The following is a 12,507-nucleotide window of genomic DNA, read 5'->3' as shown; positions in this document are numbered from 1 at the left end:
GCCCCCGCGAGCCCCGCCGCCAGCGCAGCCCCCAGGATCAACCGTCGCATCCGCCCCTCCTCCGCTCGACTGGCGCGGAAGGTGCGGATAGCCGGCCCGCGCCGTCAAGCTTATGCGTGCTGGACGCCAAGCCCCTCGGACAGACGTTCGCGATTGCGCCCACGGCAAATCCCCCTAGCATTGCGCGAAGGGAGTCCGCCGGACCGGACCTTCGAAAATTCCACTGCGGGAGGGAGCCGTGGGAGGCGGGCGTGAAGAACCCGTCCGACACGGGCTGAGTTTGAACGTCAACCTGGACGAGAGCGAGGACGCCGCACAGGTCGCGGCGGACGATCTGGCCGCCCGCGAGGCCGCCTACGAGAAGTTCGTCTGGGACAATCTCAAGCGGAACTACCTTGGCAACTACCTGCACGGCATGCTGGGGATGACCGGCTTCCGCCTGGTCAATGCGCCGACCTTCCTGCCGGCCTACCTGCTGGCCGTCTCCGGTTCCAACGTGGTGGTCGGCCTGGGCCTGGCGCTGCAGCAGCTGGGCGGGGTGATTTCGCCGATCTTCGGGGCCACCAAGGTCGAGCACCGAACCAAGGTCATGCCCGCCGCGATCTGGATGGGCAGCCTGGGGCGCCTGGCCATCCTGGGCATGGCGCTTTCGGGCTGGTTCCTGTCCGGCCAGCCGCTGGTCTGGGCGCTCCTGTTCTTCATCCTGATGTTTGGCGTGTTCATGGGCGCACAGCGGGTGGTGTTCAGCCTGCTGATGTCCAAGGTGATCCCGATCAGCCGGCGGGGACGCCTCCAGGCGTGGCGGAACGCGACGGGCGGACTGATCGCGGCCGTGCTGGCCTGGGTCGCGGGCAAATACTTCATCGGGCCGAACCTGTTCGGCAACGGCTATTCCACCACCTTCGTCTTCGCCTTCCTGTTGACGAGCGCCGGGCTCTGGGCGCTGCAGATCCTGCTCAAGGAGCCCGAGCCGCCGACCACCCGGCGGCAGGCGCGGTTCCGCGACCGGCTGCGGGAGTTCCCGGAGTTGATCGCCCAGGATCGGGCCTACGGCTTCTTCCTCGTCGTCCAGATGCTGGCCACCTCGGCCCGGATCGCGACGCCCTTCTACATCCTCTACGTCGGCAAGGTCGTGGGGGCCGACGGGGCCACGCTGGGGCTGCTGACGTTCGCCTTCCTGGGCGCGGACACCGTCTCGAACCTGCTCTGGGGCTACATGGGCGACAAGGTGGGCTTCCGGGCCGTGCTGATCGTCTCCCTCGCGGGCTGGGTGGGCGCGACGGTCATGCTGCTGAACCTGCACACCCCCGCTCCCATCTTCGCCGCCTTCGCTCTGCTGGGCGCGTCGCTGTCGGGCTATATGATGGCCTCTCAGACCATGATCCTGGAGTTCGGCAGCCGCGACGACCTGCCTATGCGCATCGCGGTGTCCGCCACGGCTGAGAGCATCACCGCCACGGCCGGGCCCCTGGTGGGCGGGCTGATGGCGGAAGCGTTCGGCTACGACGTGGTCTTCATCTCGTCCCTCGGATTCCTGGCCGCGGCGTTCGCGATCCTCGTGCTGGCCGTGCGCGATCCGCGGCGCGGCCCGGCCGGCTAGCGGAACCGTAGCGCTTCGCGTGCATTTTGCGTTGGGGGGTGGAGCGGTTCCGCCGAAGCAACGGTTCGCACGAGGAGCAATGAGCAAGATTCCGGCGGCGAGCCTCGCCGACGACGCGGGCACCGGCATCGCCGGGCTTGACGACATCCTGGGCGGCGGCCTCAAGCGCGATCGCGTCTACCTGTTCGAGGGCAGTCCCGGAACCGGCAAGACAACCGCGGCGCTCAGCTTCCTGATCGCGGGCGCGGCCGCCGGCGAGCGGGTGCTCTACGTGACCCTCTCCGAGACCGAGACCGAACTGCGGGACACCGCCGCATCGCACGGCTGGACTTTGGAAGGGGTCGAGATCTTCGAACTGGCGCCTCCGGAGAACCTCCTCGACGAGACCCAACAGCAGAGCCTGCTCTATTCGTCCGACCTGGAACTGGGCGAGACGACGCGGATGATCCTGGACGCCGTCGAGCGCGCCCGGCCGAGCCGGGTGGTGATCGACAGCCTCTCCGAGATCCGCCTGCTGGCCCAGGGATCGCTGCGCTATCGGCGCCAGGTGCTGTCGCTGAAGCACTATTTCGCCACCCACGGCGCGACGGTGGTGCTGCTGGACGATCTGACGGCCGAGATCGCCGACAAGACCGTGCACAGCGTGGCCCATGGCGTCGTGCGGCTGGAGGAACTGGCGCCGGAGTACGGCGCCGAACGTCGGCGGGTCCGGGTGACCAAGTACCGCGGCCGCAAGTTCCGCGGCGGCTTTCACGACTTCACCATCAAGACCGGCGGCCTGCAGGTCTATCCGCGGCTCGTGTCGAGCGAGCACCGGACGCAGTTCGAACGGACGCCGATTCCCAGCGGCATTCCCGGCCTGGACGACCTTCTGGGGGGCGGGCTGGAGCGGGGCACGGCGTGCCTGATCCTGGGACCCGCCGGCACGGGCAAGTCGTTGTTGGGGCTTCAATTTTCGCTCGCGGCGATCCGGCGGGGCGAAAAGGCGGCGGTCTTCGTGTTCGACGAGGAACTGGGCCTGCTCTTCGAGCGCGCGAAGGCCTACGGCTTCGACCTGGAGGGGTTGCAGCGGAGCGGCGACCTGCTGATCGAGCAGGTGGATGCGGCCGAGATGTCCCCCGGCGAGTTCACGGCGCGGGTTCGCCAGTGCGTCGACCGGTCCGGAGCCCGCACGGTGGTGATCGACAGCTTGAACGGCTATCAGGCCGCGATGCCGCAGGAGCACTATCTCCTGCTCCACATCCACGAAGTGCTGCAGTTCCTGAACCGTCAGGGCGCGACCACCTTCCTGACCGTCGCCCAGCACGGGCTGGTGGGCGAGATGAAGTCGCCCGTGGATGTTACCTACTTGGCAGACACCGTCCTGCTGCTTCGCTACTTCGAAGCCATGGGACAGGTTCGCCGCGCCATATCCGTCGTGAAGAAGCGTGCCGGCATGCACGAGCGCACGATCCGGGAATATGAGATCGACAAGCGCGGCATCACGCTCGGCGAGCCACTGACCCAGTTCCAAGGCGTACTGCGCGGCGTTCCCGACTTCGTGGGCAATCGCGACGGCCTGCTGAACGGACTGCCGGAATGACCGTCGCGGCCTCTGGGCCGGAGCGCGTTCTTATCCTGGCGCCTTACGGGCGTGACGCCCCGGTGGCCGCCGCGGTGCTGCGCGAAGCGGGGCTCGAGGCCGAAATCTGTCCCGACCTCCAGACCGTGCGGCGCGAGTGCGAGGCCGGCGCCGGCGCCGCACTGATCGTCGAGGAAGTGCTGCAGGAGGACGACTACGCGCCCCTGGCCAGGTGGGTCGAGAGCCAGCCGCCGTGGTCGGACTTCCCCGTCATCGTTCTGGCCCGCCGAGGGGGCGGCCTCGAGCGCAACCCGGCTGCCGAACGCTACGGCCGCGCGCTCGGCAACGTCAGCTTCCTGGAGCGGCCGTTCCACCCCACGACGCTGGTCAGCATCGTCCAGACCGCGCTGCGTGGCCGCCGGCGCCAGTACGAGGCGCGCGAGCGGCTGGAAACCCTGCGTGGCGCGATCCAGCGTCAGCAGCAGGACCAGAGCCACCTGCGCCTGCTGATCAACGAACTCAATCACCGGGTGAAGAACACCCTGGCCACGGTCCAGTCGATCGTCACCCAGACCCTGCGCAGCGGCGGCGCCCCGCTGTCGACCCGGGACACCCTGACCGCCCGTATCGTCGCCCTCAGCAAGGCGCACGACGTGCTGACCAACGAGCAGTGGTCCGGCGCCGACCTGGGCGAGATCGTCGCCCAGGCGCTGCAGCCGTTCCGCCTCGGCATGGGGGAAGAGCGCGTGATTACGCGCGGCCCGAAGGTCCGCCTGGAGCCCAAGACCGCCATCGCCATCGCCCTGGCGCTTCACGAGCTTGCCACCAACGCGGTGAAGTACGGGGCGCTGTCCGCCTCCGGCGGCCGGGTGGAGTTCGAATGGAGCCTTTCCAAGGGCCGTGCGGCGCGGGAGCTCACCGCGACGTGGCGCGAGATCGACGGACCGCGGGTGAACCCGCCCACGCGCACCGGCTTTGGAACCCGCCTCATCGAGCGCGGCCTGGCGGCGGACCTGAACGGCGAGGTGCGGATCGACTATCCGATCGACGGCGTCGTCTGCACGATCCGCGCGCGCCTGGACACGGGCGAGGGGCATGAGCCCTTTGCCGCACCGGTGCGCTCCGGCCCACGTCATTCGGCCGCAGACATCGGCGCCGACGCCGCGCCGCCCGCGTGACCCTGGGCGAGCCCGCTCGCCCGTGATAAGCACGGCCATGGATCGCATATCCGTCCAGCAACCGTCGGGTACCAACGGCGCCGCCCTCGCGGGGCGTCGGGACGGTTCTGCACGCGCTGACGCGGCCTGACCTTCCCAGACGAGCCCCGCCGGACCGGCCGGGGCTCATGCGATCGAAGGAAGGCGCCCCGGCCTCCGGCTTTTCCAAGAGAGACCGGAGATGACTGCCCCCTTGCCCCCCACGCCCGTGCTGGAAACCGCGCGGCTGATCCTAAGACCTTACGAGCTGCGCGACGTCGACGCGGTGCAGCGCATCTTCCCGCAGTGGGAGGTGGTGCGCTGGCTGCACGCCGGCGTTCCGTGGCCCTATCCCGACGACGCCGCGGCGACCAACATGGCCGACTGCCTGGCTCGCCGCGCGCGTGGCGAACGGTTCTTCTGGGCGATCACGCTCAAGGGCGGCGACGACGAACTGGTCGGCCGCATCGACCTGTGGCCCTTCGACGGCGCGGTCCGCGACATGCGCGGCTTCTGGCTGGCGCCCAAGCTGCACGGCCAGGGCCTGATGACCGAGGCCGCGGAGGCGGTGACGGCCTATGCCTTCGAGGTGCTGGGCTGGCCTTTCCTCTACCTGACCAACGCGGTCGAGAACCGCGCCTCGGGCCGGGTGAAGGAGAAGCAGGGCGCCGAACTGATCGCCGTCGAGCCGCGCGAATATGTGAGCGGCATGGGTCAGTCGCAGGTCTGCGGCTGGACCGCGAGGCCTGGCTGGCGCGGCGGGCGAATCCCTGCGCTTGATCGCGCGCCATGACCGACGTCCCCACGGCCGCCTGGGCGCACACCGCCTTCGACCTGGCCGCCTGGGGCGCGGGCTTGGCGCTCAGCGTCGTCCTCTATCGCTGGCGGCTGAAGGGGCTGACCCAACGGGTGGCCGATAAGGTCGGGGGCGGATACTTCGCGGCCCTGGCCGCCGGGGCCGTCCCGGGCGCCTGGCTGGCGGGGTCGATGAACAGCCTGGCCGGAGCCCATCCCGCTCTATCCCATAGCGTCGTCGGCGCCCTGGTCGGGTCGATCGTCGGCGTCGAGGTCTACAAGGCCGCGCGGGGGATCAAGGGGTCCACCGGGGGCGTGTTCGTCGGCCCGTTCGCCCTCGGGGTCGTGGTCGGCCGGTGGGGCTGCCTGTTCGCCGGCCTGCCGGACGGGACCTATGGCTCCCCGACGCGTCTTCCGTGGGCCGTGGATCTGGGCGACGGCGCGGGGCGTCATCCGGTGCAGGTCTATGAGAGCCTGGCCATGGCCGTGTTCCTCGCCGCCTATCTCGAGGGCTTGGCGCGGCGCAGGCCCTGGGCGATGCGGCGCGGATTCTACGCCCTCTGCATCTGGTACGGGCTCCCCCGTTTCGGTTGGGAGTTCCTCAAGCCCTATCCCCCGTTGATCGGGCCGCTTAACCTGTTCCACCTGCTGTGTGGGGGACTGGTCGCCTATGGATGGGTCTACTACCGCGCAAGCCTTGCCCGGGAGCGCGCGCAAGGCGGCGCCCTACCTGTTCCTGGGACAGACCACGAGCCTGTGTGAAACCTGCCTGGCGCTGGTCCCGGCCAAGGTGATCGGCGAGGACGGCGCTGTCTTCTACCTCAAGCGGTGCCGCGAGCACGGGGTGCAGAAGACCCTGATCGCCGACGACCTCGACTACTGGAAGTCCCAGCGCGACTGGCTGAAGCCGGGCGACCGGCCGCTGTCCGTCGCCACGCGCACGGACCACGGCTGTCCCTACGACTGCGGCCTCTGCCCGGACCACGAGCAGCATTCCTGCCTGGCGATCGTCGAGGTGAACGAGGCCTGCAACCTCTCCTGCCCGGTCTGCTTCGCCGACAGCTCCGTCAAGCGCGAGGCGCACCGGCCGCTGGCCGAGATCGCGCGGATGCTGGACGTCATCGTCGCCGCCGAGGGGGAGCCCGACCTGGTCCAGCTCTCCGGCGGCGAGCCGACGATCCATCCGCAGTTCTGGGACATCCTCGACGCGGCCAAGGCCCGGCCGATCCGGCACCTGATGATCAACACCAACGGCCTGCGCATCGCCCGGGAGGCCGGCTTTGCGGAGCGGCTGGCGGGCTACATGCCGGGCTTCGAGGTCTATCTGCAGTTCGACAGCCTGAAGCGCGACGCCCTGCTGGAGCTCCGCGGCGCCGACCTGACCCGCGTACGGACCGAGGCCCTGGAGGCGCTGGAGCGGAACAACATCTCCACCACGCTGGTGGTGACCCTGAAGAAGGGCGTCAACGACGACGAGATCGCCGACATCGTCCGGTTCGCCCTGAACTGGCGCTGCGTGCGGGGCGTGACCTTCCAGCCGATCCAGGACGCCGGCCGCAACGACGGCTTCGACGCCAGGCGGCACCGGATCGTCCTGACCGAGGTGCGCCGGCGGATCGCCGAGGCCGGCGTCTTCGGCCTGGACGACCTCATCCCCCTGCCCTGCAACCCGGACCAGATCTGCATCGGCTATGGCCTGCGCAACGGGCGCGAGGTCCGGCCGGTCACCGCCATGCTGCCCCGCGACCTGTTCGTGGCCGCCGCGCCCAACACCGTGACCTTCGAGAGCTATCCGGAACTGCGCCGGCAGGTGTTCGAGCTGCTGTCGCTGTCCACAGCCCAGGGCAATACCTCGGAGAAACTGGCCAGCCTGCTGTGTTGCCTGCCCGAGGCGGCCGTGCCGCAGGAGGTGGCCTACGAGAACACCTTCCGCGTCGTGGTCAGCCAGTTCCTGGACCGCTTCAACTTCGACCTCGGCACGGTCAAGCGCAGTTGCGTCCACTTCGTGCAGCCGGACGGGACCATCATCCCCTTCGACACCTTCAACACCTTCTACCGGCCCGGCGCTGCGGGCGCCGACGCACTGAAGAAAGGGCAGGCGCGATGAGCGAAGTCCAACCGCCCGGCACGCCGGGACCCGTGCGCGCGTTCGTGGGCGCGGCGCTGATCGCGGTCGGCGTCCTGATCATGGCGCTGTGCGGCGGCTGCGGCGCCATCTTCTTCGCGGTCTTCTTCGTCGACGCGATAGCCCACCCGAACGATGCCGGCATGATGCTGATGCCCCTGTTCCTGGGCGGCGTACCGGCGGCCATAGGCTTCGGGCTGTTCGTCGTCGGCCGGGAGTTGCGTCGCCGGCCCCCGCCGGGAGAGACGTTCTCGTGAGCGATCGGCTGACCCGTTTCGTCGCGGGCGCCCTGGTCGCCATCGGCGGGCTCATGGTGCTACTGTGTGGATCCTGCACGCTGGTGTTCGGCGGCGGCGGCCTGGTCGCCCTGATCCGCGGCGAAGACGCCGGGCTCAGCACCTTCATCCTGATTACAGCCCTGATGGTCGGCGGCCTGCCAACTGCGGCCGGCGTGGTGCTGCTGGTCAACGGATGGAAGAGCTGGCAGGCAAATCGTCCGCCGTCCGGCTGATGTCGGATCGTCCGGCCGTCGCACGTCCTCGCCAGGACGAGGAGTACGCATGACCGCCATTGCCCACACGCCGCCGCCCAAGGCGACCCGCCGGGAATGGATCGGCTTGGCGCTGATCGTCCTGCCCTGCCTGCTCTACTCCATGGACCTTACGGTCCTGAACCTGGCGATCCCGTCGCTGTCGGCCGATCTCGCGCCCAGCGCCACCCAGTTGCTGTGGATCGTCGACATCTACGGCTTCATGGTCGCCGGCTGGCTGATCACCATGGGCACGCTGGGCGACCGGATCGGGCGGCGCCGCATCCTGATGTTCGGCGCCGCGGCCTTCGGCGCCGCCTCGGTGATCGCCGCCCTGGCCCCCACCGCCGAGGCCCTGATCGCGGCGCGCGCCCTCTTGGGCGTGGCCGGCGCCACGATCGCACCCTCCACCCTCTCGCTGATCCGCCACATGTTCCAGGACGAGGGCCAGCGCACGGTGGCTATCGGCGCCTGGGGCACGGGCTATGCGGCCGGGGGGCTGATCGGGCCGGTCCTGGGCGGGGTCCTGCTGCAGTGGTTCCCGTGGGGATCGGTGTTCCTGCTGGCCGTGCCGGTCATGGTGCTGGTGCTGATCGCCGCACCCATCCTGCTGCCGGAGTACAAGGACCCCAACGCCGGCCGGCCCGACCTCTTGAGCGCCGGCCTGTCGCTGACCGCGGTGCTGGCCATGGTCTATGGCCTCAAACACCTGGCCGAGCACGGCCCGTCGGCCCTGGCGGGCGGCGCCGTCCTGTTGGGCGCCCTACTGGCGCTGGGGTTCGTGCGTCGCCAGCAGCGGCTGACCGACCCGCTGATCGACCTGGCGCTGTTCCGCTCGAAAACGTTCTCGACCGCCCTGACCATGAACATGCTGGGCTGCCTGGTGATCTTCGGGACCTTCCTGTTCATCGCCCAATACCTGCAGCTGGTGTTGGGCCTCTCGCCGCTGGAGGCGGGCCTGTGGCAACTCCCCTCCGCCGCCGCGACCACAGTGGGCTCCATGGCCTCGCCCTGGTTCGTCAGCCGCGGCCGGCCGTCGCGCGTGGTGGCGGGCGGGTTCGCCCTCATGGCGGCCGGGTTCGTGCTGCTGAGCCTCGCGCCCTGGGGCGGCTTGCCGATGATCGTGGCCGGTTGCGTGGTGATGTCGATCGGACTCGGCCCGACGTTCGTGCTGACGTCCGACCTGATCCTCAACGCCGCCCCGCCCGAGCGGGCCGGCGGCGCGGGCGCCATCTCCGAGACGGGCTCCGAGTTCGGCGGCGTCATGGGCATCGCCCTCCTGGGCAGCCTGGGCGTGGCGATCTACCAGGCCTTGGCCCCGGCTTCCGACCACGCCTCGCTCGGCCTGGCCGTGGCGGAGGCGGAACGGATCGGCGGCCAGGCGGGCGCGGCCCTGCTGGCCGACAGTCGGGAGGCCTTCGTCCGCGCGATGCAGGCCGTGACCGTGGTGTGCGCGGCGGTCTCGGCGGGCGGAGCGGTCGCGGCGCTGATCCTGCTGCGGGACGCGCGCCGCGGAGGGACCTAAGCCGCCGCGCGCTTGTCGGCCGCCCCCACGATGCGGGCGCGGGCGATCTGGTTGGCGACCTCGTGGGTCGGGCGGCGCTCGGTCCGCGCCTGCTCCAGCACTTCCTCGAGCGTCAGGGCGAGGCGGTCCAGCTTGGCGTCGACCCAGGCCGGATCGAAGGCCTCGCCCCGTTCGAGCGCCCGGATCTCGCCGGCCACGTTGATGATGCCGCCGCCGTTGATGACGTAGTCGGGCGCGTAGAGGATGCCGCGCTTGAACACCTCCCGGCCGGCCTCGGCGTCGGCGAGCTGGTTGTTCGCGGCGCCGGCGATGATCTTTGCGCGGATGCGCGGCAGGGTGTCGAGGCTGATCGCCCCGCCCATGGCGCACGGGGCGAAGACATCGACCTCGGCGTCGAAGATGGCGCTGGGGGCCACGATCTGCGCGTCGGTCTCGGCCGCCGCGCGGCGCAGCGCCTCGGCGTTCACGTCGGTGAGGACGAGCTTCGCGCCCGCGGCGTGCAGCTTGCGCGCCAGGTAGCCGCCGACGCTGCCCACGCCCTGGATCGCCACACGGACGCCGTCCAGGTCGCGCTTCAAGCCCCGTTCGACGCAGAGGCGCACGCCGCGGAACACGCCCTCGGCGGTCACCGGGCTGGGGTCGCCCGAGGCGGCCGGATGGCCTTCCAGGCCGGCGACGTACCTGGTGTGCTTGCGGGCGTTCTGCAGGTCGGCCACCGAGACGCCGACGTCCTCGGCCGTCCAGTACTTTCCGCCGCAGTCCTCGACCGCGCGGCCGAAGGCTTCGAACAGGGCCGGCGTCTTCTGGGTGCGGCTGTCGCCGATGATCACCGACTTACCGCCGCCGAGGTCCAGGTCGGCCATGGCGTTCTTGTAGGACATGGCGCGCGACAGCTTAAGCGCGTCGTCCAGCGCCTCGGCCGCGCTGGCGTAGGGCCACATGCGGCAACCGCCGGCGGCGGGGCCGCGGGCGGTCGAGTGAACGGCGATGATCGCCCTCAGGCCGGTCTTCTCGTCCGAGAAGGCGTGGATCCCTTCATGGCCCTCGAAGGCGGGAGAATCGAACAAGGTCATGCCGGGAACTCTGCGTCCTGAGGGATGAATTTGGCGGGGGATACGCCTCTGCGGGGCATATCACAACCCCGCGGCGCGACGTGACGCATCGGCGGGGTCGCCGGTCTTGGACGCCGCGCCGGGGATCGGCGGGGCCGCCGAGGGCAGGGGCGCCTGGGGATCGCGGACGAAGCTCAGCACGTCTGCGATCACCACCGCCCGCTGCTTGTCCCGGGTCAGGAGATGGTGGCCGGCGGCGTAGTAGGCGCTGCGGTCCGACGGATGCAGCCCCTTCACAGCCTTGAACGCCGCATTCTTGGGGATGATCTGGTCGTTGGCCCCGTAGAGGTAGAACGTGGGCACATGGTCGTCGCCGACCGCCTTCGCGGCGCGGTCCATCAGGCGGACAAGGCCGTAGAGGGTGTCGGAGCGGGCGCCCCAGATCATCAGCTTGTCGCGGCCCATGGCGATCAGCTCCTCCCGATTGTCGGTCGGGTAGATCCGGTCCGTGACCCAGCGCGGCGGGGTATAGACTTTCGAGGCGGTGAAATTGGCCGCGAGCCAGAGGAGCGTCTTGTTGGGCAGCGGCTGGGCCTTGAAGCCCCAGACCCCCGGCGCGAGCAGCACGAGCCGATCCGCGGCTGGCGGCCGGTCGCTGGCGAACGCCGCGGCGGCGACCGAGCCGCCCATGCTCTCGCCCACCACGGTGACGATGGCGTTGGGATGCCGGGCGCGGGCCAGGGCCGCGACCGTGCGCAGGTCCTCGACCATCAGGTCCTCGCCGGCCCAGATGCCCCGGCCGGGCGATCGCCCGAAGCCGCGCTGGTCGTAGGCATAGGTGGTGACCCCGTCCTTGGCCCAAGCTTCGGCGGCGAAGTGGAAGGCGTTGGCGTAGTCGTTCATCCCATGGGCGGCCACCACCACCGCCCAGGGCTCGCCCGTCGCCTGCCAGGTGCTGAGGCCCAGCCGCGCCCCGTCGAAGCTCACGACGGCGTCGGCCTCGATGCGAGGCCCCTGGAAGCCGGCCGGCGGCGTGCCCGCCTGCTGAACCAGCATCGGGGCGCAGGCCGAAAGGGCGAACAGCAGGAAGACGAGGGCCAGGCGCTTCATGTCGAAGGACGACTATATGCCCTGCCCATTAAGCCCGGGGAAACAGCGCGGTGTTGCGGCGATCGGTCCGACCGCGGCCGCGGTCGTCAGGCGGGCTGCAGCATCGCCAGTTCCTGCTTGACCCAGACGGCGTAGGACGGCCGGGCCAGGATCGCGGCGACATAGGCCACGGTCTTTGGATAGAGCGCTGCGTCGACGGAGCAGTTGATGATGGCCAGGTTCTGGAACGGGCTGGCGACGGCGATGTCGGCCAGGGTGAGGCGATCCTCCACCAGGAAGCCCGAGGCGGGAATCTGGCTCTCCAGGTACGCAAGGATAGCCGGCAGCTCGTTCGCCTCGGCCGCGTCGGCGGCGGCCAGATCGCCTTCCCGCCCCATGAAGCGCGGCGCCACGAAGCGGTTGAAGAACATCTTGCCCATGCAGGCGACCGCGATGGTGTCGGCGAACTCCTCCCACCAGATGGTGCGGGCGCGCGCCTTCGGGGCGGTCGGGATCAGGTTGGGCTCAGGCTTGATCGCCTCGAGGTAGGTGACGATCGCCGAGGAGTCCGAGATCAGGAAGTCGCCATCCTTGAAGCCGGGCATCTTGCCGAATGGGCTCGCCTGTTTGAACTCCGGCGGGCCGCCGCCCATGCCCGCGGCTTGCAGGTCCACTTCGATCCCCTTCTCGGCCGCGAAGGCCAGGGTCTTGCGAACATACGGCGACAGAGAGCTTCCGTAGACGATCATGGGGCATTCTTCTCCTGGCTGGGCGCATCGGGCAACCTCAGGCGGTAGACGCCCTTGAAGTCGTCCGGATCGGCCGGCTTGTTGTGGCGCAGGATCACCAGCTTTCCCTGGCGGGCGAGCCCCCTCGCCACGGCGCGGACGTGACCTAGCGCGCGCCGCCAGCCCTCGGGATCGATGGACCGCGCCACGTCCTCCGGCGAAACGGACTTGCCGGGCGGGACCTTGGCCAGGAGATCGAGAATGGCGGTTTCGACGGGATCGCTCACGGCGGCTAAGTCTCACCAAC

General features: G+C 69.9%; 13 protein-coding genes. 9 read left to right on the top strand and 4 right to left on the bottom strand.

The window, feature by feature from the left end; genetic code table 11:
* The first annotated feature begins 280 nt into the window (after positions 1 to 280).
* The 9 genes from AX721_RS12435 (at position 281) to AX721_RS12395 (ending at position 9,331) form a co-directional block, all read left to right on the top strand.
* A complete protein-coding gene (locus AX721_RS12435; RefSeq protein WP_231733392.1) occupies positions 281 to 1,600 on the top strand; it encodes an MFS transporter in 1,320 nt (439 codons plus the stop codon).
* Positions 1,601 to 1,679: 79 nt separating this feature from the next.
* Positions 1,680 to 3,182 (top strand): ATPase domain-containing protein, encoded by a 1,503-nt coding sequence (locus tag AX721_RS12430; protein WP_068876328.1) that lies wholly within the window; start codon positions 1,680 to 1,682, stop codon positions 3,180 to 3,182.
* A complete protein-coding gene (locus AX721_RS12425; protein WP_082765692.1) occupies positions 3,179 to 4,339 on the top strand; it encodes a sensor histidine kinase in 1,161 nt (386 codons plus the stop codon). Before AX721_RS12430 ends, AX721_RS12425 begins: the two co-directional genes overlap by 4 nt.
* A gap of 220 nt (positions 4,340 to 4,559) precedes the next feature.
* Positions 4,560 to 5,150, top strand: coding sequence for a GNAT family N-acetyltransferase (locus AX721_RS12420; RefSeq protein WP_082765693.1), 591 nt, complete (start codon positions 4,560 to 4,562; stop codon positions 5,148 to 5,150).
* Positions 5,147 to 5,914: a prolipoprotein diacylglyceryl transferase family protein gene (locus tag AX721_RS12415; protein ID WP_068876327.1), complete on the top strand. Its 768-nt coding sequence runs from the start codon at positions 5,147 to 5,149 to the stop codon at positions 5,912 to 5,914. Before AX721_RS12420 ends, AX721_RS12415 begins: the two co-directional genes overlap by 4 nt.
* Entirely contained in the window at positions 5,850 to 7,259 is a 1,410-nt protein-coding gene (locus tag AX721_RS12410) for a radical SAM protein (RefSeq protein WP_231733393.1), read from the top strand. The genes AX721_RS12415 and AX721_RS12410 overlap by 65 nt, the downstream gene beginning before the upstream one ends.
* The gene (locus AX721_RS12405; protein WP_068876325.1) at positions 7,256 to 7,534 is read left to right on the top strand and encodes a hypothetical protein; all 279 of its coding nucleotides are present in this window, start codon (positions 7,256 to 7,258) and stop codon (positions 7,532 to 7,534) included. Before AX721_RS12410 ends, AX721_RS12405 begins: the two co-directional genes overlap by 4 nt.
* Positions 7,531 to 7,788 (top strand): hypothetical protein, encoded by a 258-nt coding sequence (locus tag AX721_RS12400; protein ID WP_068876324.1) that lies wholly within the window; start codon positions 7,531 to 7,533, stop codon positions 7,786 to 7,788. Before AX721_RS12405 ends, AX721_RS12400 begins: the two co-directional genes overlap by 4 nt.
* Before the next feature lie 49 nt (positions 7,789 to 7,837).
* Positions 7,838 to 9,331 carry an MFS transporter gene (locus AX721_RS12395; RefSeq protein ID WP_068876323.1) on the top strand — a complete coding sequence of 498 codons (1,494 nt, stop codon included), beginning with the start codon at positions 7,838 to 7,840 and terminating at the stop codon, positions 9,329 to 9,331.
* Here AX721_RS12395 and AX721_RS12390 read toward each other — a convergent pair.
* From AX721_RS12390 to AX721_RS12375, 4 genes are all read right to left on the bottom strand, one after another.
* Positions 9,328 to 10,404, bottom strand: a complete 1,077-nt coding sequence (locus AX721_RS12390) for a Glu/Leu/Phe/Val dehydrogenase dimerization domain-containing protein (protein ID WP_068876322.1) — start codon at positions 10,402 to 10,404, stop codon at positions 9,328 to 9,330. The genes AX721_RS12395 and AX721_RS12390 overlap by 4 nt on opposite strands.
* Positions 10,405 to 10,464: 60 nt before the next feature.
* Positions 10,465 to 11,493, bottom strand: a complete 1,029-nt coding sequence (locus AX721_RS12385) for an alpha/beta fold hydrolase (RefSeq protein ID WP_068876321.1) — start codon at positions 11,491 to 11,493, stop codon at positions 10,465 to 10,467.
* Positions 11,494 to 11,579: 86 nt separating this feature from the next.
* The gene (locus tag AX721_RS12380) at positions 11,580 to 12,221 is read right to left on the bottom strand and encodes a glutathione S-transferase family protein (protein ID WP_068876320.1); all 642 of its coding nucleotides are present in this window, start codon (positions 12,219 to 12,221) and stop codon (positions 11,580 to 11,582) included.
* A complete protein-coding gene (locus AX721_RS12375) occupies positions 12,218 to 12,487 on the bottom strand; it encodes a DUF3253 domain-containing protein (RefSeq protein ID WP_068876319.1) in 270 nt (89 codons plus the stop codon). The genes AX721_RS12380 and AX721_RS12375 overlap by 4 nt, the downstream gene beginning before the upstream one ends.
* Positions 12,488 to 12,507: the final 20 nt, after the last annotated feature.

Origin of the sequence: Phenylobacterium sp. CCH9-H3, assembly GCF_001557235.1 — a bacterium.
Lineage (GTDB): Bacteria > Pseudomonadota > Alphaproteobacteria > Caulobacterales > Caulobacteraceae > Phenylobacterium.
The sequence above is the reverse complement of the archived record's forward strand: the minus strand, read 5'-3'. Positions and strand labels throughout refer to the sequence as shown.

What these genes read in the sequence shown, in the direction of transcription:
- AX721_RS12430 (WP_068876328.1), top strand. Translation starts at nt 1,680, where the DNA reads ATGAGCAAGATTCCGGCGGCGAGCCTCGCCGACGACGCGGGCACCGGC.
- AX721_RS12425 (WP_082765692.1), top strand. Translation starts at nt 3,179, where the DNA reads ATGACCGTCGCGGCCTCTGGGCCGGAGCGCGTTCTTATCCTGGCGCCT.
- AX721_RS12420 (WP_082765693.1), top strand. Translation starts at nt 4,560, where the DNA reads ATGACTGCCCCCTTGCCCCCCACGCCCGTGCTGGAAACCGCGCGGCTG.
- AX721_RS12415 (WP_068876327.1), top strand. Translation starts at nt 5,147, where the DNA reads ATGACCGACGTCCCCACGGCCGCCTGGGCGCACACCGCCTTCGACCTG.
- AX721_RS12405 (WP_068876325.1), top strand. Translation starts at nt 7,256, where the DNA reads ATGAGCGAAGTCCAACCGCCCGGCACGCCGGGACCCGTGCGCGCGTTC.
- AX721_RS12395 (WP_068876323.1), top strand. Translation starts at nt 7,838, where the DNA reads ATGACCGCCATTGCCCACACGCCGCCGCCCAAGGCGACCCGCCGGGAA.
- AX721_RS12390 (WP_068876322.1), bottom strand. Translation starts at nt 10,404, where the DNA reads ATGACCTTGTTCGATTCTCCCGCCTTCGAGGGCCATGAAGGGATCCAC.
- AX721_RS12385 (WP_068876321.1), bottom strand. Translation starts at nt 11,493, where the DNA reads ATGAAGCGCCTGGCCCTCGTCTTCCTGCTGTTCGCCCTTTCGGCCTGC.
- AX721_RS12380 (WP_068876320.1), bottom strand. Translation starts at nt 12,221, where the DNA reads ATGATCGTCTACGGAAGCTCTCTGTCGCCGTATGTTCGCAAGACCCTG.